The sequence below is a fragment of the Bacillus sp. C-3-6 genome (genome assembly GCF_054509685.1).
Map to the genome: position 1 here is coordinate 4,008,139 of NZ_CM137247.1, position 23,520 is coordinate 4,031,658.

The following is a 23,520-nucleotide window of genomic DNA, read 5'->3' on the forward strand; positions in this document are numbered from 1 at the left end:
CTAACGACTGGTAGGAAGGAGAAATGACATATGGCATGGATTTATGTAATCATCGCTGGTATTATTGAAATCTTTTGGGTGATTGGACTAAAAAAAGCGGAGGCACCACTTGAATGGGCTGGTGTCGCTCTATTAATTACAATTAGTTTCGTCTTATTATTTAGAGCTTATAAAGATTTACCTGTCGGCACTGTATACGCAGTCTTCACAGGAATTGGAGCTGGTGGAATCGTTCTTACAGAGATTTTCATCTTCGGAGAACCTTTCTCTATCGTAAAAGTTTTATTAATCGGTTTAATCTTCTTCGGAGTAATTGGTTTAAAACGAGTAACAGAAGAAAAAGACGCGAAGGAGGCCGCATAAAATGGCTTGGTTATTTTTAATTCTAGCTGGTATTTGTGAAATTATTGGTGTACTCTTTATGAAAGTAGCCACTGAAAAGAAAGGCTGGGCACCAAAAGTTATTTTAATCGCTAACTTCGGCGTAAGCTTCTTCTTCTTATCTCTTGCAATGAACACGTTACCGATGGGGACTGCTTACGCGATTTGGACTGGAATCGGAACTGCTGGAAGTGCACTTCTAGGCATTCTCATTTTCCGAGAATCAGCGGATTGGCGTCGTCTTGCTTTCTTAAGCTGCATTCTATGCGGCGCTGTTGGCTTAAAACTATTAAGCTAACGTGAGGTGAATGTCATGTGGAAAGAAAAAGGAAAGAAAATATTAGCATGGATCACACTTGGTATCGTCATTCTATTACAAATAAGTTTTCATATAATAGAATGGTTGTTTCATAAAGTAGTATCCATTCTTACCTTCCTTCCTAGCATGGCACTTGAAATTGCATCTATTGCTTGGTCAATTATTGCCTCCATTGCAATCGTCATTATATGGAGTATCGCCAAGCTATGGAATAAGTTATTTAAAAAGGACAGTACTTCTGAAAAAGAGTAACTGTCCTTTTTCGTATTCATTCAGATTTTCTATAAAAGTTAGATGCAATAAGACAAAGAAGACCAACTATGACAATACTTATACCAATTCCTTTATGCAAATTAGGAAACGGTGACGGTATGTCTAAATAAAAATTTGCTAATATGAGACCGATTGAAACAAAAAGTACCCCTATTCTATATAACCATTTTCTTTTGTTCATCATTCTCCCCTCCTAAAATTTTTCATACACTCCTTTCTTTTGGACATACTACCTAAAAAAGGAGTGAATAATATGCAAAATTCTATACATAAGCAAATCCTATTTTTATTTTTCCTATTTCTTATTCTCATCATCGTTTTCAGCTTTATATTACATACTCCGACAGATGTACCAAATAGCGTTTCTTTTTATAAACTACTGCTCTCGTATTGTCGTTATTGAAGAAGGTGCCTTTTTTAAGGCACCTTTTAAAATTCTCTTTTTTCATATATTTTTACTGAAACGAAGATAGATGCTATGAACATGCATATTGAACCAATGAATAACAAGCTGTTATATAGCTGAATTTGTTTTAGGTTGATTCCAAAGAAAATAGAAGAAACAGCCATAGGTGCTATTAGTATAAAAATCGCAATAAAAATAGTTTTCTTATACCCTAGCCAAAAGGATAGCGGTAAAACCAAACTTAAATACACTAAAATAAAGCTAATACTAGCAACTATTGTCGTTTCAATAAATTCAAATAAGTTAACCCCACTCTTCATTCCCATCGTGAAACAACCAACCGTTACACTTATAAAAAGAATAATAATTGCTACTATATATTTTGCATACACAATTTGTTTTCTCAATATTGGGAAACTATTTACTATGACTTCACTTTCATTTTTACTATCTGCTTCAAATGTTTTTACTGTTGCCCCAATTGTAATAATTACTGACATAATTATGAACAGATTTTCCGTATCCGTTAAGGCCATATAAAAGAAAACAGGATACAGTATGTACCAAATTAAAAATTTCCATTGAATGATGAAATCTTTTAAAATTAGTTGCTTGATCATGTATTACACCTCCTAATATGAAAATGTCACTTCTATAACTCTGCCTCCTGAAACATTTTCATTGAGAGGAACATTGATATGAATATACTTACTAATACTCCGATACCAAGAACACTCATTGCTAGTGTAGCCTCTTGAGAGTGGAGTACTTTTAGCATAATTGTTTTATCACCAAAAATATTACACATAAGGCCAATCATACCTGTTAAAGGCAAAATCATAATAACATTCAAAACAGAAGTCGCTTTATATCCTCCAATGTAATTAGCGGGTATCGTTACAACACAATAGATTAAAGTTGCTACTATTGCTGAAAATACTGCATATCCAGGCATGACTATATCCCTGCCCAATGAAATATTTCCTAATATTAAGACTATAAAAGTTACACTCAAACCAGCCATAATAAATAATGAACTTGCAATATATTTAGCTATAACTATCTCTGTTCTCGTTATAGGCAAGCTCACTAATACTTTTTCCGCTTTACTTTTCTCTTCATAATAAAAAGAAATATATATAATCGTACTACATGTTATAAATAATCCTATTGCAATCCCCATTGGTTCGACGGAATGCTTAAAAATAGATAAAATGGGTATTAAAAAATAGAAAGGAAACATCTTCTTCTGTAAGAAAAACTCCTTCAAAATCAATTGTTGCATATAAATTCTCCTCTCTATAAATCACGCGTTTCATAAATTTTAATTGTAAGAAACATAGAAACGATATAGACACTAGCTAATATCATTCCTCCAACTATAAATACACCAATATGTACTGGATTCATAATCCACTCACTGAATGAAGATGTTGTTTCATTCAGCCCATCACTAATAAATATCCAAAGAATTACACCCACTCCTATTGATGCTGCTGATCCTATACTTCTTACTACCTTCGATTTTGTACCATAATAACTAGGGAAAAACGTGACAACAAAAAATGTGGCATAAACAGCTCCATTTATGACTTCATACCATGGAATTTCAATGTATAGATTAGGATGATATACACCGATATCACTAATAACCACAATACCCCTTATAAGAAAAACAACTAACATCGTAGAGAGAATGGCACCAACAATGAATATTGCACAGGAAATATATCTAGCAATTATGATATCCTTTCGACTTACCGGTAAACTATTTATAACAATGTCACTTTTATTTCTTTCATCCATAACGGTTAACGTCATAACCGATGAAAAGGTTATAAATAGACAACTCATTGGAAATAACAATTCACCACTTGCATCTAACATAAAGAACAAAAGGGGCATAACAAGATTCACTAACCAAATTACCCGAAAAAAGAACAAATCTTTATATACGAGCTGACGCATAAGCACCTCTCCCTTTCGCAGTGTAAACGATAATGTCATCTAATGTAGGCTTTTCTAGTACAACCTCATTTCCAAACCAATCGATAATTCCTTGTTTATCCTTCGCTAAACCTTCGAAACCGAATTTATTTTTTCGTAATCCAACAAATAGTTCTTTTCCTTCTCGATCTAATAAATCATTGCTTCCCTTAACGATTACGTAGTTCTCCATTAATTCATCTTTTTCACCAGTAAATATAATTTCTCCATCGTTGATAAACGTAATATAATCTGCAATACGTTCTAAATCCGTTGTAATGTGGGTTGAGAATAATACAGATACTTCATCTTCCATTACAATTTCTTGCAACATATCAAGTAATTCACTTCGGACAACTGGATCTAATCCTGCTGTCGGCTCATCCATAATGATAAACTCTGCATGATGTGAAAGTGCGATGGCAATCGCAAACTTCATTTTCATCCCTTTAGATAGCTCTTTAATTTTTTTATACTTTGGAACTTGCAATCTGTGCATATACGATTGGTATTGATTTTCGTCCCACTTTTTATATAACGGTGCAATAATACGTTTCATTTGTTCACACGTTAAATCTTCGTAATAATGATTTTCATCATATACAAAACCAATATTTTGTTTTATGTCCTTTTCAGCTTTCTTATTGTCTTTGCCAAAAATTTTTATATCGCCGCTATCTTTTCTAATTAAATTCATAATCATTTTGATCGTTGTACTTTTCCCAGCACCATTTGGTCCGACAAACCCCATAATATATCCTCGTGGTAATGCAAAACTTATATTTTTCACTGCAAAATCTTCATAACTTTTACAAACGTTTTTTAACTCTAACATCTCTCTCATTCCCCCTTATATAAAAACGCAATCATCTGCTGCAATTCTTCAAGTGAAAGCTGCAACACTTTACTTTCTTTTACGATTTCTTCAGCCTTACTTTCCAATAGACGTAGCCGCTGTTCTTTTAATAGTTCATTATTTTTACGTGAAACATAAGTCCCCTTCCCAGCAACAGTTTCTATATATCCTTCTTTTTCAAGCTCCTCGTACGCACGCTTCGTTGTAATTACACTAATTTGCAATTCCTTCGCTAAGCTACGAATAGACGGTAATTGGTCTCCACCCTTTAAACCACCATTTAAAATAAGCTGGCTTAATTGTTTTCTTATTTGCACATAAATAGGGTCTTGGGAAGAATTCGAAATAATAATATTCATGTTTTCCTCCAGTGTGTGTATATACTGTATATACCTTATATATACAGTATATACACAGCATCCTATTTTTGGCAAGAAAAAAAGACCAACATTTTCCTGTTGGTCTTTCGTATATGTATCACTTTTCAAAGCGATCTAACATCTCGTCTCTCATTCCGAAACTTACTACTGCAATTCCTATATACATAAACAGAAGGAATGCCGGATGAACCGTGTTGTACCAGCTGCTGTCAACGATTAAGTAAATCGTTAATGCCACAACAAGAACAAACGCTAAGATAAACATATAAAAGTGTCTTGTACTACCCATGATAAACTCCTCTCTTCTCACTTCACCATTCAACAGTTTATTTTATCGAATAATTCGATATGACTCAAGGTTAACTTTCTGTTATGTAATCAAGTTCCACCTTTACAATGTCCTCACATGCTATTGAAATGATTGTTCCTTGTTTATCAATCGCCGTCACTTCTCTATTATCCATTACACGATTTGCTACTCTTTCTAACACTTTCCCTTGGTCTCGATAGCAAAATTCTTTTACATCTTTAATTGTTTCTCCATTTTCTAAATGGTATACCATTCTATAACATCGATATCCCACACTTTCACCCCCGTCTTGCTCGTTTTTTCACATATACATAAAAATGAGTAATTTTTGCCTCATCACATCTTCTTAATTTCAATAAAATTCTAACAAAAATAAATACTTTTATCAAACCGACTTTTTCAACAAAACTACCTATAAAACTACACCTTTACACCATTAGGAAACAAAAAATATAATTTTTTAACATTTTCTTCACTATTTCTGCACAAATTCTCCATACAAAAAAAGAACCCGCCGCAGCGAGTTCTCCTTTTGTTATTCTAATCAAACTTGTACAGGAGCTGGCTTTGCATAACGTAAAACTGGTTTACGTGCAGCCATCGTTTCGTCTAAACGTTTAATGACTGTCGTATGCGGTGCTTCTTGTACAACTTCTGGATTTTCTTCTACTTCTTTAGCGATTTGAATCATCTTATCAATGAAACCATCTAATGTTTCTTTTGATTCTGTTTCTGTCGGCTCAATCATAATACATTCTTCCACATTTAATGGGAAGTAAATTGTTGGTGGATGGTAACCGAAATCAAGCAGACGTTTTGCAATATCTAATGTACGTACGCCAAGTTTCTTTTGACGACGACCTGATAATACAAATTCATGCTTACAATGTCTATCGAATGGAAGATCGTAGAATGGCGCTAATCTTCTCATCATATAGTTCGCATTTAATACAGCATACTCAGTTACTGCACGCAAGCCATCTGGACCCATAGAGCGAATATACGTGTATGCACGAACGTTAATTCCGAAGTTACCATAGAATGGCTTCACACGACCAATTGCTTCTGGACGGTCGTAGTTGAAGTGATAACCATTTTCCGTTTTTTCTAAAATCGGTTTTGGTAAGTACGGAATTAAATCAGCTTTCACACCTACTGGACCAGAACCTGGGCCACCACCGCCGTGAGGACCTGTAAATGTTTTATGAAGGTTTAAATGCACAACGTCAAATCCCATATCTCCTGGGCGTGCTTGGCTTAATACCGCATTTAAGTTTGCACCATCATAGTATAACTTACCGCCTGCATTATGGACGATTTCTGCCATTTCTAAAATATTTTCTTCGAATAGACCTAATGTATTAGGATTTGTTAACATAAGTGCTGCTGTTTCTTCGTTTACAACACGTTTTAAGTCTTCTAAGTCAACAAGGCCATTTTCATTTGATTTTACTGTAATTGTTTCAAAACCAGCTACAGTTGCAGATGCCGGGTTCGTTCCGTGAGCAGAGTCAGGTACAATTACTTTCGTACGGTTAAAGTCACCATTCGCTTCATGGTATGCACGAATTAACATTAAACCTGTCCATTCTCCGTGTGCACCAGCTGCTGGTTGTAAAGTAACAGTATCCATACCTGTAATTTCAATTAAATGCTCTTGTAAGTCATACATTAATTCCATTGCACCTTGTACTGTCTTTTCATCTTGCAGTGGATGAATATTTGCAAATCCTGCGAAACGAGCTACACTCTCATTAATTTTCGGATTATATTTCATCGTACAAGATCCAAGTGGATAGAATCCAGAATCAACACCGTGGTTACGGTTTGAAAGTGCTGTATAGTGGCGCATAATATCAAGTTCAGATACTTCTGGTAGCTCTGCATCTTCTACTCGAATATAATCGCTCTCAAACACATCTTCTAGTTTCACTTCTTCTACATCTAATTTGGGTAAGCTATATCCTATGCGTCCTTCTTTACTCACTTCAAAGATAAGTGCTTGGTCTTGGTTCTTCATTGGATAGCCCCCATTTCGTTTACAAGTGTGTCAATTTCCTCTTTTGTACGAAGCTCAGTTACTGCTACAAGCATATGGTTTTCATGCTCTTTATAATCACGGCCTAGATCGTAACCACCGATAATATTCTTTTGTAATAATGCATCGTTTACTTCTTTCACTGGACGTTTGCAATCTACAACAAACTCATTGAAGAATGGTCCAGCAAATGTTACTGTGAAGCCTTTCGCCTCAAATTGACGTTTTGCATACTGTGCTTTAGAAATGTTTTGACGTGCCATTTCTTTCACACCTTGTTTGCCAAGTGCCGTCATTGCAACAGAAGCTGCTAATGCATTTAACGCTTGGTTTGAACAAATATTAGACGTCGCTTTATCACGGCGAATATGCTGTTCACGTGCTTGTAACGTTAATACAAATCCACGTTTACCATCTGAATCTACAGTTTGTCCAACAAGACGTCCTGGAATTTTACGCATAAATGCTTTCGTTGTTGCAAAGTAACCACAGTGCGGTCCACCAAACTGCGTTGGAATACCGAATGGTTGTGCATCACCGATTACAATATCAGCACCAAATTTCCCTGGTGGTGTTAATGCGCCTAATGATAATGGATTTGAAGAAACGATAAATAATGATTTTTGTTGATGAACGATTTTTTCAATATCAGCTAATTTTTCAACTTGTCCGAAGAAGTTTGGATATTGAACGATTACACAAGCAACTGTATCATCTACTTCACTTTGTAATACGTCTAAATCTGTTACACCATCTTTATGATTAATTTCAACAACTTCAAGATTTTGACCTTTTGCATACGTTTCAAGTACTGCTCTTGATTCTGGATGAACCGCGCTAGATACAAGAATTTTCTTTTTGCGAGTATGGCCAGCTGCTAACATTGCCGCTTCAGCTAAAGCTGTACCCCCGTCATACATAGAAGAGTTTGCTACATCCATTCCTGTTAATTCACAAATCATTGTTTGGAATTCAAAGATTGCTTGTAATTCCCCTTGTGAAATTTCCGGTTGGTATGGTGTGTAAGCTGTATAAAATTCTGAGCGAGAAATAACATGATCTACAATTACTGGAGCATAATGATCGTATACGCCTGCTCCTAAGAAAGAAGCGTATTCTTTTAAGTTAGCATTTTTACTAGCCATTTGAGATAGCTCTTTTAAAAGCTCTGACTCTGATTTTGCTTCTTTAATTTTTAAATCCCCTTTAAAACGAACACTCTCTGGAATATCAGAGAATAATTCATCGATCGTTTGAACGCCGATCGTTTGTAACATTTCTTTTTTGTCTTCTTCTGTCATTGGAAGATAACGATGCAACATGAAATCTACCCCTCTCCCCGTTACTTTGAACGTTTGTAAAATGGTGTTGGAACAACTACTGCTTTGACGCGTTTATTACGAATTTCAATTTCTACTTCTGTATCAACTGCTGCGTATTTTACATCAATTAGTGCTAAACCAATGCTTTTCTTTAACGTTGGAGATTGTGTACCACTCGTTACTTCCCCAATTTTTTCTTCACCAATAAATACAGGGTAATGCGTACGAGGAATTCCACGTTCGATTACTTCGATGCCGACTAATTTACGAGGCGCACCGTTTTCTTTTTGCTCTTTTAACGTTGCTTTTCCAAAGAAGTCTGCTTCTTTATTTGTTTTTACCGCAAAGCCAATTCCAGCCTCAATCGGTGTAATATCTTTTGATAATTCTTGTCCATAAAGTGGTAATGTTGCTTCGAATCGAAGTGTATCACGAGCACCTAAACCACATGCTTTTAAGCCCTCTTCTGCTCCAACTTCAAGAAGTTTCTCCCAAAGTTTTGCAGCATCTTCACTCTTACAGTAAATTTCGAATCCATCTTCACCTGTATAACCTGTACGAGATACAAGTGCTGGAATTCCATCTACAAGAATATCGTTTTTAAATTTAAAGAACTTAATTTCTTTCAAATCTTCTGACACAACTTTTTGTAAAATGCCTTCTGCTTTTGGTCCTTGAATTGCAAGCTGTGCAACTTCACTAGAAACATTGACTACTGTCGCATCGCCAATTACATGACTTGCTAACCATTCGTAATCTTTCTCGATATTTGATGCATTGATTACTAATAAATAGTCTTCTTCACCACGTTTGTAGATTAATAAATCATCTACTGTACCACCATTTTCGTAGCACATAGCTGTATATTGTGCGCCCCCTACCTTTAAGGTAGATACGTCATTTGTAACAACACGTTGTAAAAATGCTAAACTATCTACACCTTTTACTTCAACTTCTCCCATATGAGACACATCGAACAAACCTGCAGCTGTACGTACAGCTTCGTGTTCTTCTTTAATGCTTGAAAATTGAACTGGTAATTCCCAACCACCGAAGTCGATTGTTTTCCCACCATACTTCGCGTATACATCAAATAACGGTGTACGTTGTAATGTAATCATGCTCTCTCCCCCTTATGCTTTGACAAATCAATAAAAGTTGCTTCCCTTTTCTAAACATTTTCATTCTGAAAAGATAGGATATACGGAATCTCATTATATTTTTTTATGAAAGCGTAAATAAAAAATCACTTTCTTGGATAAAATACGAAAGATTCCACACATTTCACACCATTATCCTAACATCATTCGCTATATTTCATCAATATTCTAGCATAAAAAATAATTTAGAATTTTTTATGTTAAAACACAATAAATACAGCTTTTGAGATTTAATACTTTATTATTGTCTATCATATAGCCTTTAATAACGATAATTATGCCTTCTTTTAAGGCAAATCATCATACATTAAAAAATAATTACTTTAGTTTATAAAAGGTGGGAGAGTCGTAATGAATGTCGATATTTCCGTAGATCGGACGTGGCAAAACAATTTTTTAAATAGAATTGATGAAGATGGTCCTTGGACAAACTGGGATTTATATCACTTAGCTTATGAAACAGAAAAATCGTTACTTGTTCCTACTTTTGATGGACTACAAGCACCGAAACATTTATCCCATTTCACACCGCTTCCGCATCAATTAGAAGTCGCTCAAAATGTAATTGAACAAATGAATGGTAAAGCGATTCTAGCAGATGAAGTAGGTCTTGGAAAAACAATCGAAGCTGGACTTATTTTGAAAGAATACATGGTCCGCGGGCTTGTGAAAAAGGTACTTATACTTGTCCCAGCTTCTCTCGTATCACAATGGGCATACGAGCTGAATACAAAGTTTTTCATTCCCGCTGTAGCACAAAAGAAAAGCTACTCGTGGGAACAAGCTGACGTAATCGTATCATCAATTGATACTGCGAAACGTTCACCACATCGCGATATCGTGTTGAACTTAGAATATGACCTTATTATTATCGATGAAGCACATAAACTGAAAAATAATAAAACAAAAAACTATGAATTTGCACAACGATTAAAAAAGAAGTTTTGTTTATTACTAACCGCTACTCCTGTTCAAAATAAGATTGATGAAATTTTTAACCTTGTTTCTTTATTAAAGCCAGGACATCTAGGCAATCAATCCAACTTTGAAGAATATTACGCTTCCAAAAATCGTTCAGCCGAATCAGATGAAGACTTAAAAGCTCTCATTAACAAAGTAATGGTGCGAAATAGACGACATAATACCGGTATCGATTGGCCGAAGAGACATGTACGTACAATTTTTATTGAGTTTAATGAACAAGAACAAGCTCTATATAATGATATCGAAAATTGGCGAGGACAAGACGCCTTCACATCTGCTTTCTCATCGTTAACTTTAAAACGGGAAGCGTGCAGTAGTCGTGAGGCTGTTTACTATTCATTGAAAAAGCATGTAGAAAAAAGACAGAAAGAAAATGAACATTATATAAAAGATCCACATATCGATGTGCTAATGGACAAAATTAATCATATTCCTTTCAACTCGAAAGCAACTAAAGCTCTAGAGCTTATAAAAGAAATTGACGATAAAGTCGTCATTTTCACGGAATACCGAGCATCACAGATGTACTTACAATGGTTTTTACAACAACACGGTATTTCTTCTGTCCCATTCCGCGGCGGATTTAAACGCGGGAAGAAAGATTGGATGAAGGAACTTTTCCAAAATCGTGCCCAAGTGTTAATTGCAACGGAAGCTGGCGGAGAAGGCATTAACTTACAGTTTTGTAGCCATATGATCAATTATGATTTGCCATGGAATCCAATGCGTCTTGAGCAAAGAATCGGACGTATTCACCGTCTCGGTCAAAAGAATGATGTTCATATTTATAACTTAGCTACAAAGCATACTGTTGAAGAACATATTCTGAAACTGTTATATGAAAAAATCAACTTATTCGAGCGTGTTATCGGTGAACTCGATGAAATTTTAACGAGAATTAATATGAAAAACATCGACGCGCACATTCAAGAAATTTTCGCGCAATCAAAAAGCGAAGGTGAAATTAGAATTAAGATGGAAAACTTAACATCTATTATCGACTTTGCGAAACGAAATGAAGCTGAGGTGCAAGGCTATGCAGCAACATGAAATTCATAATTACTTATACAATTTCTTTGAGGCGAATAACTGTGAAATTTTAGAACGTTCTCCTCATTTATTAGATGTACAGTTAACAATTGAGATGGATAAATTATTAATGAATCGCCCTTTTTATTGGCACTATCTTGAGAAAACAGGAGGCGTACCGAATCCGATGCGCCTTACTCTTATTACAAATCCAGAAAATGAAGAAAATGATGGTGAGCTTATTCACTACGGTTCACCACGTCTACATCAAATTTTCCAAACGACAAAAGAATTAGGCTCTTACATACGTTTATATGAGGATGTAAGACATAATGGGGCAACACATACACCGCTCCACCCTTGGCTCGGTATTAATATAAAAGTTTCCTATCAATGTGATCGAAAAAAAGACATCCTTCACTCGATTGGCATTCATCTCATTTCTGGAACAATGATGGCAAACTTTCATGAAACATTAACAAACATTAAACTTACACCAAAAATACCTGATTTTTGTTTTACGCTCTCGCCCATCATTAAACCTCAAAGTGGTTTACAACGCATAGAAGACGCTTTAAAAAATATAATTGCAGAAGATGACCATACGTGGGCAAAAGAAGCAAGAGTGCGTTGGAATCATGATCTAGACCTTTTAAACCGTTTTTATGAAGAAAGTGACGAACTTCCTGAGAGCTATGAAATTGAAAAACAAGCTCTGCAAGAACAGTATGAACCACATATTACAGTGCAAATTATTAACGGTGGCCTTTTTTATGTTACCGCGAATCATTTTCTATCTTGAAGAAGCTCCTTCTGCTTTAGAAGGAGCCTCTTTTGAGCTATTTTCTACCCTACTCGCTATCGCCACTACGCTCTTGCTGTTTTTTCTGTGCCATACGTTTCTGGTGTGCACGATCCTTTGCACTCACATGATTTGCATCAGTTGGAAGATTTTCTTTCGAACGTCCAATTCCATTGCTCATCTTTCCCACTCCTTTTTACGTTTTTCAAAATACATGTTTATTTTCAGCTAGAGTTACAATCCTTATACAAAAAATAAGAGCAGCCATTGGCTACTCTTACTCGCTCACATATTTTTGAAACATATCATGGATGCCTTTATTTACTAGGTTCGAGATCTGCTCGTCAGATTTATTCGGATAACGATCACGCAATCTGATAGATGCCTTCACCATTAAATTTTCTAATACAGAACGGCCACCTTCTCCATAAATAATTTCAGCATATTTAACAAGCCTTCCATCCTCTACTGTTGCTGGATTATGATTGAAGAAAAATTTACTCATTGTCTCCACCTCTCTCTTTTGATAACGTTTACATTTATATAGATTATTTATGTTATTTATTTCACAATATTGTATGCATGTATATTTAATTAGTTTCATTATAAAGCAACATATCGATAGTAAATATGTGATTTTCCGTCCATTTTGTGAACAAACTAAAAATGAAAGCGTTTCCTTTATTATATACTAAAAAAACTTACTACGCTAGGGGCAATTTTTTTCAATCTACTAATCCCTCAAAAATTGATATATTTTTTCTTTTCCCATTAAACCTTATACAATTTTCAGAAATTATATTATAAAATATATGTATGACTTAAGGAGGCTTTGTATGAATCAAAATAAAAAAGCTATATTAGATCTTGTCTTTTATCTCGTAATCCCATTCCTCATTTGGAAATTTGCAAAACCTTATATCGATCCTTATTACGCGATGTTACTTTCCTCTGTTCCGGGGATTATTTATACACTGTATACCTTTAAAAAAGAAAAACAGTTTAACGTGACAGGGTTCTTTATTTTAATTACACTCATTTCTAATACAACGGTAGATCTATTATCTGGGTCAGCTGAACGAATGTTGTGGAATGATGCATATTATCACATCGTACTCGGTATTATCGTCATCTGTACAATTTTCATAAAAAAACCACTCATGTTATATTTCGCTGCGGATATTGCAGCGCTGCAAGGACATGACCGCGATAAAAGTCGTGAACTGTATCGTGATAGTCGTATCTATCCAGCACTACAATACTTAACGTTATTTTTCGGCCTACAATTCATATTAAAAAGCTTCTTAAAAATTTATTTCATCTCTGTTTTTGGTGTAGATGGCTACGGTGAAATGAGAGCGATTATGACCGCTGTCGGCTGGGGCATTTCTATTTGTATCGGAATAGGGTTCGTATGGGTGAACAATAAAATACATGCCGTTACGGAAGAACAAGAATCCGTGCAGTAAATAAAAATCCCCTAGTGTATTACGACACTAGGGGATCTTTATTTTGCTAGACATATGACTAAAATTTAACTTGATTTTTTTCTTTTACTTTTTACATTTCGATAAAACAAAGCAGCACTCAGCGGCATAACACCAAACCACTTATTCATAAATGGCTCTTTTTCAGCACGGCGTTGTTCTTTCTTTTGTTTTCGATCTTCTTTTGGAGCATCCATATACGACACAAACTGCTGCGTCACAAAGCGAACATAATCATTAGTAGACATATTATCATCACCTCTACTTGATTAGTATGTCCACTTTTTTATACATTAATCTTTTCCTTTAATTCATTCATAATTTGCTTTACAGACTTATTTGTCGTATCGATATGAATATGAGCCTCTTCATAATAAGCTCGGCGTAATTCAAATTTCGTTACAAATGCATCTATATCTTTCTTTTGAAATAGTGGACGTGTCTTATCTTCACGAAGCCTCTCTGCAATTACATGCGGATCACAATATAAATACACGACAGTTCCGTTCTCTTTCATCCACTTGCGATTTTCCGCTCGTTCAATAATTCCCCCACCAGTTGTAATAATGACATTATGGACTGGTAGCGAACGTAACATTTCGCTTTCATATTCCCGAAAAGCCGTTTCGCCTTCTTCGGCAAAAATATCACGAATTGCCTTCTCTTGCTTCTCTTCGATTTTTTGATCAGTATCTACAACATCCATTTGAAGTTCTTGACTTAATGCTTTTCCAATTGTTGTTTTCCCTGCTCCCATATAGCCGGTTATGTATATAGATTTCATTTTCTGTCCTCTCAATCGTCATTTATTAATTGTTATTATAACGAAAGATGCTACTTTGTTTAATAAAAAAACGTTTTGTTCTTATACTATGAAGAACAAAACGTAACACTCGCTTTTACTTATAAGTACCTCTTCTCACCCACTGCGTTGCAATCCATTTCTCGCCTTTCGTTACAGGTGCCCCTCCGTGTAACGTAAGCTCATTTAGTGATTGATCTTGATAAAAATACTCAAAGTATACTGCCATTCCCTTTCTAGGGTGTACAGAAAGATTTAATTTCGGGAAGTACGTTTCCCCGCCTTCTTCTACATCATTTAAGTACATTACAAGCGTACTAATACGATTGTTAGCAGCTGATCTACTATGTTCCGCAAAATAATCATAGTGTGCTTTATATTGTTGATCCACTTCATAATTTAAAATGTGCAATCCTTCACCATGCGACGCAGGAACATTCATGATAGATGAAATTCGTTTTTCAATCTTTGAAGTAAGTTCATTGTCTTCCAAAAATGCACCGCTACTTGTTCGAATATCATTTACATCACGTGATGAACCAACTTTAGAACGCTTCATTTTATTTTTAGACATTTCAATCAATTCATCACACTCTTCATCACTTAGTACATTTGCTAATACGACAATAAGAGGTTCTTCGAATTTTGAAATAATGTGTATTTCTCTATCTTCTGTCATAATCGTATTTCCTTTATGATCAAAAATAGTTTGTTCCTTATTTTCACCTATTTGATTGTTGTTTGTCATTTCCCTATTCTCCCTAAAAATAATGATTGGATAGCATGAATATATCACATTCTTTCTACCTTTCTCTTTTTTGAGAAAATTTAAACTTTTAATCATTATATTTATCCATTTCTTCTAAAAAATCAATTCAATTTACAATAGAAATCCCTGGTTTTTCTTCGTATTTTTTACATACTATTCTTCTATCCAATCGACTATTTTTCCATCCTTTTTTCTATACCGAAAGCTCACCGTATAGAAAGCTTCCTGTTTGAGTGTACACTGCAACGCAACGAGAATTAAATCATTTTCAAAGATATAATTTCCACTCACTTCTCCCTTTTCATACTGAAAGAAAAATGCACCTTCTTTTTCTTTTTGCTGTAAGTCTTTTTTTATATCTGTAATAGATCGGTTAAGTAGTTCATCCAGTAAAAACTTTTGTTCTATTTCTATATAAAAATTTTTATCTGTAAACAACATATTTGTTTCGTATATAAAAAAAGAAGTTAATAAAATAAGAAAGATGAGTGTTCCAGGCATTGTAAACCCATTTTGCCCTCTCATACATTCATTTCCATTTCACTATATCGCATAACTACACCTTCATATATTTTTCCGCTAGTATCTTTCACATTTATAATGAGTACATGAGGTGTTAGTTTGTAAGAAACCGTTCCAATATTTTGTAAAACAACTTCCCTCCCGCGCCTATTTACCTTTCTTATAAGACGACTATTCTCTTTTTCATACGATACTTCACTCCCATTACGCGATCGAAATCGTAAAATACTTTCTCCATTTTCAAATGCTAGCTGTTCTCCAGATGATACTTCACGAAACTCCAATTGCATTTGCCCTAAATACACATCCCACTCCCAATCATTTAACCCTTTCGACTGTTTATTTTCCATTTCAATGAAATGTAGGCGGGGAAAGAGCAAAAAAAATATTGATAATAGAAACAGACATACAATCATTTCTATTAATGAAAAACCAAATTCTAATTTATTTTTTCTCCTACATAAAAGCATTGTTCCATCACTCTGTCTTTCACATCTCTCCACATGGTACAAACTTCATTGCCTCCCCAATATGTGTAATACACAATTCCATTCATATTCTTTTCTATTATTCGCTTTTCTTCATTTCCATACATATATATAATTGCTTCCTTTTTTAATAATCCAGATGCCTTATAACGAATTTGTATATTTTTTCTTTCTTGCATAACTAATACTGTTTGCGGTAGTAGTAACGATACAGCCATCATTAAAATACTTAACGATACAATCATTTCAGCCATTATGGATCCTTTTTGACATTTCACGATACGTAAATCTCCCTCTTCCAAGCTGAAATACAATTTCATATTTATAATTTCGATATGAAATTATAATCGTACCACCTCTATTAATATTTCCACTTGGATTATATGTCATCGGATTTGGAAACGTATGCAAATCAATTTGTATATCTTCTTCATACTCCCGCTTGACGATATAATACTTTGTACCTGACTCTTTTATAGCATACATATTTCTATCTTTATGCCAACGTAATGTATAGTGCTTTTGACGATTTATCGCTAATTGCTGCATATACAAAATATCATTTGAAAACTGTCTCAAAAATTGTTCAACTTTTTGTCGCTCGTATAAGGAATGAACACTAAAATACGTAACTACACTTAATACAGAAATAGCAAATAAAACGAGTAACATTTCTAAAAAAGTAAACCCCTGTTGTTTCACAATGCCCTAATTGATACTGAGCCATCATCTGAAATATGAATAGATTCGCCATTCGGGCACTTATCAGTTGTAATATACTTTTCATCTGTCAGTTCTTTTAACGATGGAATTTTATTATGTTGTAATTGATATACTTGTATTTGCGCTTCTATAGATTTCACGTAAGCTGCACACCCTTTTCCTTGGACCGATGAACGCTGTGTAACTACATTCGGAATAATTAATAGTAATAATATAGTTATGACAACCATTACTAATAGCATCTCTAACAGAGTAAATCCTTCCTCATTCTGCATACAAATGCCCCCTAAATAGAATTCATCATTTGAAACATTGGCATAATCATCGCTAAATACATAAGGACAACGATTCCTCCAATACATGTAAATAAAATAGGCTGAATGATAACTAACATATGTTTAATTTTCCGTTCCATCTTTTCCATAATAAGATCGCTATAGTCACCTAATTCAATCGCTAAATTGCCGTTTGCTTGTCCATGCGTAATAACATAAGAAAGTTCTTTCTCGTAATACCCACTTTTAGCAATGATAGATTGTAACTGTTCTCCTCCAATTAATTGTCTTTCAATCCGGCTCGCTTCATATTGAAAGAACGGATGATATCTTTGCTCCATCATTATTGTTAAAGCTTCGCATACTGATAGTCCACCATTTAATAAACCACTCAACTGAGTAGCAAAATAATGTGAATGCTTTAAAATAAGAAATGTTTTGATGAGGGGCATACGAAGCATGATTTTTACCTGGCTAATATGTGGAAGTTTCCTAAAATACAACATATACAAACTACATCCAATAATAACAGTTAAAATAGCGGTTAAAATAATGTAAGGTAGCAGTTTTATTGCACTTAAAATTTGTTCTGTAAGTAGTGGTGTATTAGAACCGAACGAACTATAAACCATTTCAACCTGAGGTAATAAAATGAGGTTGAAAATAAAAAGCATGATTAGTAGAAAAAACATTAAAAACATAGGATACTGCATGATTTTCATCATATCTCTCCTATACTTATCTTTTTTATAAAGAAGTGCACTTCCTTGTTGCAAAGCAAAAGAAATATCACCATGTTGCTCGGCATAAAATAAATAACTTAACATGTCCTGATGAAACTTTAACTGATGAAAAGAATCGTGTAGACTTTTCCCATCTTTTAACCCCTCAATCATGTGCTGCAATTGTACTTTCTTTTCTACAGGTAATTGAAACTGTAAAAATTCTAATGCTTGTAAAAGAGAGTAGCCTTTTTCTAGTAATTCTCCTAAACGTTTCAACAATACTACTTGATCACTTAAACTCCAAGTTTTCTTAAACATAAACATCATCTTCTAAAAAACCTAAAGCATATCCTTTTCTTATTGACGATTCTAAAGTCTCATGTTTGTAAGTAACACATTCTCCATCTGCTTCTTTAAGCGCTTGTTTTAACTCATATCCATATAGCAGCTCATAAATGCTTGCTTGCCTTACTTGCCTCATTGATTTACATAAAGTTGAGCACTTTCCTCTGCAAAACGGACACTTCAATTCGACAAGTCGCTGTGCAGCTACAGCCAATAAAGACTGTTCAATCTCTTGCCTCGTTATACCATAATCCATGAAACGAATGATTGCTCCTTTCGCATCATTCGTATGCAGCGTTGTCATGACTAAATGTCCTGTCAAACTTGCTCTTATAGCTATTTTTGCTGTTTCTTCATCACGGATTTCACCGACTAAAATAATATCTGGATCATGACGTAAAATAGCCTTTAATCCTGTTTCATATGTGAGACCCGCTTTTTCATTTATTTGAATTTGTAATACATCGTCACTTCTTTTTTCAACCGGATCTTCAAGTGTAATGATGCGACGTGTTTTCTTTTTTCTAATTACCTCTAATAATGCATACATTGTCGTTGTCTTCCCAGAACCAGTCGGTCCAGTAAACACGAGTAGCCCCTGTGAATAGCGTAAAAACGAGAGTAGTTTTGCTGCCGTACTTGGAAATAACGAAAGATGTGATAAGGGCTGAACAGATGCTTGTAAATGAAGGCGAATAACGAGACTTTCTTGATATACTGTTGGAAGTGTTGAAAGGCGTAAATACACTTCTTGTCCATCAATTTGCAAATACAACGAACCATTCTGTGGCTTCCGTTTCTCTCCTATGTCCATAGATGCTAAAAATTTAAAATGTGAGACAAGTTTTTCTCCAAACTCCTTTTCAATACAATGTCTCGTCATTAAATCTTTTCCTACACGTAGTTGCACCGCTACATCCTTCTGCCGGGGCACAATATGTAAATCTGACGCTTGTACCCTACACGCTTCTTTTAAAATTGTATTCGCAAAAATTTCAATCCCATTCATCACTTTTCCCTCCTCACTATGTATATAGCATGAAAACATGCACAATAAAAATTTGGAATTTTGTATTTTCACTAGAACAAAAAGGAAAAATATGTTTGTGAAATTATGAACAATTTCTGAATTATTGTCTGAAATTACCTATACTCATGTTTATCTGTATTATAATGTTATTATCTTGGATAAAGTGATAAAGGTGGAGATCCTCATGGAACAAGCTTTAAAAATTACAGGTGTTTTAGCTGACCCAACTCGTTATTACATTTATAAATATATTTCGCAAAAACATAGTTACGTAACTGTACAAGAAATTGCAGATGAATTCGATATTCATCCAAACGTAGCGCGTTTACATTTATCTAAATTAGAAGATGTTCATATGCTTAAATCGGAAACGAAGAAAACTGGAAAAGGCGGAAGACCAAGCAGATTATATGTCTTATCTGAAGATGTTATTCAATTGCAATTTCCATTCCGTGATTATCAATTGTTAGCAAGAATAGCATTTAATTCTTTACTTAGCCTTGGCGCTGCTGGTGAAAAAGCGCTATACGAAACAGGAAAACAATTCGGGGCCGAATTAATGCAACAACATATGCAACGTTTAAATGTGAGTGAAGATGCTTTAACAGTAGAGCAAAAAGTTCAAATTGCAAAAGAAGCTTTCTCAACAGCCGGCTTATCACCTGCATTTGAATTAAGTGCAGATGGAACAAAAATTTTCTATGATGTACACAATTGTCCATTTAAAGAAGTTGCTGTTCATCATCCAACTGAAATTTGTAACATGCACGGAGATATGATGAAAGGCATTTTTGAAATCCTATTCCCTAACATGGAATTAACTCGACATGATAGTCTATTAGATGGATGTAAATCTTGTAATTATAAACTAACAATTTAATTTATCATATAAAAAGAAGCCAATAATAATTGGCTTCTTTTTATATGAACGAATATTTACAATAGTAAGAAAAATAAACTATAATGAAAAGAGGTTTTACTTTTTCTAGAAAAGGAGGGAAATAGCATGGATCGCATGTTTCGCGTTCTCGGCTTTTGGACTGGAATTTTCTCGGTTATGTTTTACGTAGGAGATATGCAACAGGCTGCACTACTATTTTTAGGACAAACAGGTTTCTTCGTACTTTTAAGCTATTTAAAATTAACAGAGCGTATGTATATATACGTATTTGGGGCATATTTAACTGTTTTCTTCATAGGATTTACATACTACACGACATTTTTACTTGTCCCTGGGGCTGGACATTAAAAGATGGCATTTTGCCATCTTTTTTTTAATCCCGCAATTTCCTAGTTGACTTATAGGTTTTATTACCTTATATTCTATATAACAGATTGGAATTAGGGGGAATCAACATGAATACACTGCTTGTCGGAATTAACGTTGCAGTCATGCTCATCTTAGTTGGCGTATTATATTATATGCAACGTAAGCATGTATCTTTTAATAAACGTGTATTTACCGCTTTAGGAGTCGGAATTTTATTCGGTCTTATATTACAATTCATTTATGAGCCAACTTCTAAAGTAATTATTGAATCAAATACTTGGTTTGGCTTAATTGGTAACGGTTATGTGAAATTACTTCAAATGATCGTTATGCCACTTATTTTAGTATCTATTATTTCAGCATTTACAAAATTACAGTTAACGAAAAACCTTGGTAAAATTAGTGGTCTTATTATCGGAATTTTAATTCTTACTACAGGAATCGCTGCAGCTGTCGGTATCGCTGCAAGTGCAGGATTTGATGTATCTGCAACAGGCTTGCAACAAGGTGATGCAGAATCTGCTCGTCTGAAACTAGTTGAAGAAAGATTTACTTCTATTGAAAAGACAACAATTCCAGATAAATTATTAGAGCTATTGCCTACAAATCCGTTTCTTGATTTAACAGGCGCTCGTCCAACATCAACAATTTCTGTCGTAATATTTGCAGCCTTTATCGGCATTGCCTTTATAGGTGTAAAACGAAAATATCCAGAACAAGCAGAGCTATTTAAGAAAATGCTTGATGCTGTATATGCAATCGTAATGCGTATGGTAACATTAATTTTACGCCTTACTCCATACGGCGTATTAGCTCTTATGGCAAAAACAGTTGCTGGTAGCGATATAAATGCTATTTTAAAGCTTGGTAACTTCGTATTAGCCTCTTATGTAGCACTTATCGTAATGTTTATCATTCACTTATTATTAATTGCATTGTCTGGTTTAAATCCAATTCAATATTTGAAAAAAGTGTTCCCTGTACTAACTTTTGCATTCACATCTCGCTCTAGTGCTGGTGCGATGCCATTAAATATTGAAGCTCAAAAAGAAAAGCTTGGTATCTCCGAAGGAATTGCAAACTTCGCAGCTTCATTTGGGGTATCTATCGGACAAAACGGTTGCGCAGGCATTTATCCAGCAATGCTTGCAATGATGGTCGCTCCAACTGTAGGAATTGATCCATTACAACCACAATTTATTTTAACTTTAATCGCTGTTGTTGCTATTAGCTCATTCGGTGTTGCCGGAGTTGGTGGCGGTGCAACATTCGCAGCTTTAATCGTACTATCTACAATGAACTTACCAATCGGTATTGTTGCTCTAGTTATCTCGGTTGAGCCATTAATCGATATGGGTCGTACAGCTCTTAACGTAAGTGGTTCTATGACAGCAGGTCTTATTTCAAGTAAATGGCTTGGTGAATTAGATCAAGATACGTACAATCAAGATGATACAAAAACTGGTGAAATTGCTTCATAATGAAAAAAAGACGCTAACATACAATTGTTAGCGTCTTTTTTATTCCGTTCCCTCTTTATAGATCTTATCTTGAGAATTATCACTCCAAGTATTCTTCTAATTGCTCTTTTAACTCTTCCTCAATCTCATAACAAGATTCATCAGCGAGTTCTCCTACTTTCTTACTACCCAAAATGTTTGATTGAATTGGCATTCCTAAAAAGATTCTTTAATATTAATAAATTGGAATATTGTGAAATTTAATCATCTCTTTTTCTTCATCTAATATAGCTATAGCAACTGTTGAATAATAACCCACCTCAAAGGGATTCTCTTTTTCTCTTGCAAATCCCATATCTAATTCCATGTTTTTTTCTATGTATAAATGCGAATACTCTTTATACAATTTAAGTGACATTCGCTCTATTTCCTTCTCCATACATTGAATGTTCTCTTTTAACTCCAACGTAAACTCCTGTTCTTTATATTTCATTTTCGCCTCCTTAAACATAGAAAAAGAGAATACAATAATATATTCTCTTTCCTCAAATATATTTCATTATCTCACAGCCCGTCCTTTTCACAAATAACCATTTTGTTCGCACCATTTATGAAATTGTCCTACGTCTACTCCAACTAACACGATATCCTTTAGCTCTACATCAATAATTTGTTCTCCAATTACAATAGCAAACTGCGATGCTAATTTTGTCTCGTTTTTCTTTACAATTCCAATTCGGTTCCGATGCGGTCCATCTTTTATATATGCTTTTTGTCCTACAATATCAAAGTTCAAGATTCTCACCTCTTTTACTGCGCTCAAATTGGAAATACGATCTCCACCTCGGAAAATTTCCTTTCATTGCACTATTTCTCTATATATATGACGAAACAATAAAAGAGTCCTTCCTTCTTTACAATTATTTTTTCTTTGTTTCATTTTTGTGATTGAAACGTAAAGTTTATAATAAAATACACTTGGAAGCGCTTTCTATGTAATTTTTTATGTTATAATATAAAAGTAGAACTTCGTAAAGAGGGTTAAAAAAATGAATACAAAAATGATTAAAAAAGTAATTGAAGCATTAAAAGTATATGGCTTTCAGGATGTATCATTCTGTGACAAAACGAGGCAATTTTTATTTCATAACGAAACCGATATTATGAGCGGCTATGCAGAAATAACATATAGTAGTCAATTTGAAAAATTCAACGTACAAATTCATCCAATTGAAACACATCACCAAGCAGAGTTACAAGAGGTTGAAAGACATATACAAGCTTGTATAAGAAAAGTGGAATATTTAAACGCACTTCTTACCGGGCAGACAAAACTAGATGATAAAATTATTATTATGTAAAAAAAGAACGTGATTGA

At 34.4% G+C, this 23,520-nt stretch carries 35 protein-coding genes and 1 pseudogene; 11 read left to right on the plus strand and 25 right to left on the minus strand.

The features are described 5' to 3' along the window. Positions 1-30 precede the first annotated feature (30 nt). The 3 genes from ACW0JX_RS20515 to ACW0JX_RS20525 are packed head-to-tail and all read left to right on the plus strand — an operon-like array spanning position 31 to position 952. Positions 31-363 (plus strand): DMT family transporter, encoded by a 333-nt coding sequence (locus ACW0JX_RS20515; RefSeq protein WP_071713565.1) that lies wholly within the window; start codon positions 31-33, stop codon positions 361-363. Between the two features lies 1 nt (position 364). After that, a complete protein-coding gene (locus tag ACW0JX_RS20520) occupies positions 365-679 on the plus strand; it encodes a DMT family transporter (RefSeq protein WP_046956356.1) in 315 nt (104 codons plus the stop codon). A 15-nt stretch (positions 680-694) separates the two neighbouring features. Beyond that, on the plus strand, positions 695-952 hold the full coding sequence (locus ACW0JX_RS20525; RefSeq protein WP_000265371.1) for a DUF3975 family protein: 258 nt from the start codon (positions 695-697) through the stop codon (positions 950-952). A gap of 16 nt (positions 953-968) precedes the next feature. Here ACW0JX_RS20525 and ACW0JX_RS20530 read toward each other — a convergent pair whose 3' ends face one another. The 11 genes from ACW0JX_RS20530 to gcvT form a co-directional block, all read right to left on the minus strand. Then, positions 969-1,157: a hypothetical protein gene (locus ACW0JX_RS20530; protein ID WP_088020489.1), complete on the minus strand. Its 189-nt coding sequence runs from the start codon at positions 1,155-1,157 to the stop codon at positions 969-971. Positions 1,158-1,402: 245 nt separating this feature from the next. Further along, entirely contained in the window at positions 1,403-1,999 is a 597-nt protein-coding gene (locus ACW0JX_RS20535; protein ID WP_141240983.1) for an ABC-2 transporter permease, read from the minus strand. Between the two features lie 32 nt (positions 2,000-2,031). Further along, positions 2,032-2,664, minus strand: a complete 633-nt coding sequence (locus tag ACW0JX_RS20540; protein WP_459245037.1) for an ABC-2 transporter permease — start codon at positions 2,662-2,664, stop codon at positions 2,032-2,034. A gap of 14 nt (positions 2,665-2,678) precedes the next feature. Then, positions 2,679-3,347 (minus strand): ABC-2 transporter permease, encoded by a 669-nt coding sequence (locus ACW0JX_RS20545; protein ID WP_001249554.1) that lies wholly within the window; start codon positions 3,345-3,347, stop codon positions 2,679-2,681. After that, a complete protein-coding gene (locus ACW0JX_RS20550) occupies positions 3,328-4,200 on the minus strand; it encodes an ABC transporter ATP-binding protein (RefSeq protein WP_095690219.1) in 873 nt (290 codons plus the stop codon). Before ACW0JX_RS20550 ends, ACW0JX_RS20545 begins: the two co-directional genes overlap by 20 nt. A 5-nt stretch (positions 4,201-4,205) precedes the next feature. Beyond that, a complete protein-coding gene (locus ACW0JX_RS20555; protein ID WP_001021350.1) occupies positions 4,206-4,580 on the minus strand; it encodes a GntR family transcriptional regulator in 375 nt (124 codons plus the stop codon). Positions 4,581-4,698: 118 nt separating this feature from the next. Further along, on the minus strand, positions 4,699-4,890 hold the full coding sequence (locus ACW0JX_RS20560; RefSeq protein WP_000535933.1) for a hypothetical protein: 192 nt from the start codon (positions 4,888-4,890) through the stop codon (positions 4,699-4,701). A gap of 70 nt (positions 4,891-4,960) precedes the next feature. Further along, complete coding sequence (locus ACW0JX_RS20565; RefSeq protein WP_000262496.1) at positions 4,961-5,164, minus strand: DUF3929 family protein; 204 nt, start codon at positions 5,162-5,164, stop codon at positions 4,961-4,963. Positions 5,165-5,455: 291 nt separating this feature from the next. After that, a complete protein-coding gene (gene gcvPB / locus ACW0JX_RS20570; RefSeq protein WP_000795702.1) occupies positions 5,456-6,931 on the minus strand; it encodes an aminomethyl-transferring glycine dehydrogenase subunit 2 in 1,476 nt (491 codons plus the stop codon). Continuing rightward, complete coding sequence (gene gcvPA, locus ACW0JX_RS20575) at positions 6,928-8,271, minus strand: aminomethyl-transferring glycine dehydrogenase subunit 1 (protein ID WP_459245038.1); 1,344 nt, start codon at positions 8,269-8,271, stop codon at positions 6,928-6,930. The genes gcvPB and gcvPA overlap by 4 nt, the downstream gene beginning before the upstream one ends. A 20-nt stretch (positions 8,272-8,291) precedes the next feature. Next, complete coding sequence (gene gcvT, locus ACW0JX_RS20580) at positions 8,292-9,392, minus strand: glycine cleavage system aminomethyltransferase GcvT (protein WP_000631769.1); 1,101 nt, start codon at positions 9,390-9,392, stop codon at positions 8,292-8,294. A 390-nt stretch (positions 9,393-9,782) separates the two neighbouring features. Between gcvT and ACW0JX_RS20585 the strand changes: the two genes are divergently transcribed. After that, positions 9,783-11,465, plus strand: a complete 1,683-nt coding sequence (locus ACW0JX_RS20585) for a DEAD/DEAH box helicase (RefSeq protein WP_071729662.1) — start codon at positions 9,783-9,785, stop codon at positions 11,463-11,465. Further along, positions 11,452-12,246: a YqhG family protein gene (locus ACW0JX_RS20590; protein ID WP_044784477.1), complete on the plus strand. Its 795-nt coding sequence runs from the start codon at positions 11,452-11,454 to the stop codon at positions 12,244-12,246. Before ACW0JX_RS20585 ends, ACW0JX_RS20590 begins: the two co-directional genes overlap by 14 nt. 49 nt (positions 12,247-12,295) lie before the next feature. On the opposite strand, the gene ACW0JX_RS20595 is transcribed toward ACW0JX_RS20590, so the two are convergent. Both ACW0JX_RS20595 and ACW0JX_RS20600 read right to left on the minus strand, forming a co-directional pair. Beyond that, the gene (locus tag ACW0JX_RS20595) at positions 12,296-12,427 is read right to left on the minus strand and encodes a hypothetical protein (RefSeq protein WP_050844516.1); all 132 of its coding nucleotides are present in this window, start codon (positions 12,425-12,427) and stop codon (positions 12,296-12,298) included. A gap of 96 nt (positions 12,428-12,523) precedes the next feature. Continuing rightward, complete coding sequence (locus ACW0JX_RS20600; RefSeq protein ID WP_000032702.1) at positions 12,524-12,751, minus strand: hypothetical protein; 228 nt, start codon at positions 12,749-12,751, stop codon at positions 12,524-12,526. 73 nt (positions 12,752-12,824) lie between these two features. On the opposite strand from ACW0JX_RS20600, the gene ACW0JX_RS20605 reads away from it, so the two are divergent. Together ACW0JX_RS20605 and ACW0JX_RS20610 are read left to right on the plus strand one after the other, a co-directional pair. Beyond that, positions 12,825-12,941, plus strand: coding sequence for a hypothetical protein (locus ACW0JX_RS20605; protein WP_003279814.1), 117 nt, complete (start codon positions 12,825-12,827; stop codon positions 12,939-12,941). Positions 12,942-13,082: 141 nt separating this feature from the next. Then, positions 13,083-13,715, plus strand: a complete 633-nt coding sequence (locus tag ACW0JX_RS20610; RefSeq protein ID WP_001073111.1) for a VC0807 family protein — start codon at positions 13,083-13,085, stop codon at positions 13,713-13,715. 65 nt (positions 13,716-13,780) lie between these two features. Here ACW0JX_RS20610 and ACW0JX_RS20615 read toward each other — a convergent pair whose 3' ends face one another. The 10 genes from ACW0JX_RS20615 to comGA form a co-directional block, all read right to left on the minus strand. Beyond that, the gene (locus ACW0JX_RS20615; RefSeq protein ID WP_000106083.1) at positions 13,781-13,981 is read right to left on the minus strand and encodes a YqzE family protein; all 201 of its coding nucleotides are present in this window, start codon (positions 13,979-13,981) and stop codon (positions 13,781-13,783) included. 38 nt (positions 13,982-14,019) lie between these two features. Further along, the gene (locus tag ACW0JX_RS20620; RefSeq protein WP_089171758.1) at positions 14,020-14,517 is read right to left on the minus strand and encodes a shikimate kinase; all 498 of its coding nucleotides are present in this window, start codon (positions 14,515-14,517) and stop codon (positions 14,020-14,022) included. A 115-nt stretch (positions 14,518-14,632) separates the two neighbouring features. Continuing rightward, positions 14,633-15,283 carry a 2OG-Fe(II) oxygenase gene (locus ACW0JX_RS20625; RefSeq protein ID WP_000183863.1) on the minus strand — a complete coding sequence of 217 codons (651 nt, stop codon included), beginning with the start codon at positions 15,281-15,283 and terminating at the stop codon, positions 14,633-14,635. Positions 15,284-15,457: 174 nt separating this feature from the next. Further along, a complete protein-coding gene (gene comGG / locus ACW0JX_RS20630; RefSeq protein WP_069356197.1) occupies positions 15,458-15,829 on the minus strand; it encodes a competence type IV pilus minor pilin ComGG in 372 nt (123 codons plus the stop codon). Beyond that, a complete protein-coding gene (gene comGF, locus ACW0JX_RS20635) occupies positions 15,826-16,296 on the minus strand; it encodes a competence type IV pilus minor pilin ComGF (protein WP_000923102.1) in 471 nt (156 codons plus the stop codon). The genes comGG and comGF overlap by 4 nt, the downstream gene beginning before the upstream one ends. Further along, entirely contained in the window at positions 16,266-16,568 is a 303-nt protein-coding gene (locus tag ACW0JX_RS20640; protein WP_144465161.1) for a type II secretion system protein, read from the minus strand. The genes comGF and ACW0JX_RS20640 overlap by 31 nt, the downstream gene beginning before the upstream one ends. Next, on the minus strand, positions 16,561-17,016 hold the full coding sequence (comGD, locus tag ACW0JX_RS20645) for a competence type IV pilus minor pilin ComGD (protein ID WP_002094140.1): 456 nt from the start codon (positions 17,014-17,016) through the stop codon (positions 16,561-16,563). The genes ACW0JX_RS20640 and comGD overlap by 8 nt, the downstream gene beginning before the upstream one ends. Then, positions 17,013-17,312, minus strand: a complete 300-nt coding sequence (gene comGC / locus ACW0JX_RS20650; RefSeq protein WP_053563652.1) for a competence type IV pilus major pilin ComGC — start codon at positions 17,310-17,312, stop codon at positions 17,013-17,015. The genes comGD and comGC overlap by 4 nt, the downstream gene beginning before the upstream one ends. Before the next feature lie 11 nt (positions 17,313-17,323). Beyond that, on the minus strand, positions 17,324-18,355 hold the full coding sequence (comGB, locus tag ACW0JX_RS20655; protein WP_083530659.1) for a competence type IV pilus assembly protein ComGB: 1,032 nt from the start codon (positions 18,353-18,355) through the stop codon (positions 17,324-17,326). After that, positions 18,348-19,391: a competence type IV pilus ATPase ComGA gene (comGA, locus tag ACW0JX_RS20660; RefSeq protein ID WP_001013187.1), complete on the minus strand. Its 1,044-nt coding sequence runs from the start codon at positions 19,389-19,391 to the stop codon at positions 18,348-18,350. Before comGA ends, comGB begins: the two co-directional genes overlap by 8 nt. Positions 19,392-19,596: 205 nt before the next feature. Here comGA and ACW0JX_RS20665 point away from each other — a divergent pair, with 205 nt between their 5' ends. The 3 genes from ACW0JX_RS20665 (at position 19,597) to ACW0JX_RS20675 (ending at position 22,163) form a co-directional block, all read left to right on the plus strand. Next, entirely contained in the window at positions 19,597-20,292 is a 696-nt protein-coding gene (locus ACW0JX_RS20665; RefSeq protein WP_000434107.1) for a helix-turn-helix transcriptional regulator, read from the plus strand. Positions 20,293-20,418: 126 nt separating this feature from the next. Next, a complete protein-coding gene (locus tag ACW0JX_RS20670) occupies positions 20,419-20,661 on the plus strand; it encodes a DUF2626 domain-containing protein (protein WP_000375619.1) in 243 nt (80 codons plus the stop codon). Between the two features lie 107 nt (positions 20,662-20,768). Continuing rightward, positions 20,769-22,163, plus strand: a complete 1,395-nt coding sequence (locus ACW0JX_RS20675; RefSeq protein WP_001094344.1) for an L-cystine transporter — start codon at positions 20,769-20,771, stop codon at positions 22,161-22,163. 79 nt (positions 22,164-22,242) lie between these two features. Here ACW0JX_RS20675 and ACW0JX_RS20680 read toward each other — a convergent pair. Further along, a pseudogene (locus tag ACW0JX_RS20680) lies at positions 22,243-22,635 on the minus strand (hypothetical protein). Between the two features lie 87 nt (positions 22,636-22,722). Next, a complete protein-coding gene (locus ACW0JX_RS20685) occupies positions 22,723-22,938 on the minus strand; it encodes a DUF3912 family protein (RefSeq protein WP_001008326.1) in 216 nt (71 codons plus the stop codon). 253 nt (positions 22,939-23,191) lie between these two features. Between ACW0JX_RS20685 and ACW0JX_RS20690 the strand changes: the two genes are divergently transcribed. Then, entirely contained in the window at positions 23,192-23,503 is a 312-nt protein-coding gene (locus tag ACW0JX_RS20690) for a hypothetical protein (RefSeq protein ID WP_001093240.1), read from the plus strand. The last annotated feature ends 17 nt before the right edge of the window (positions 23,504-23,520 follow it).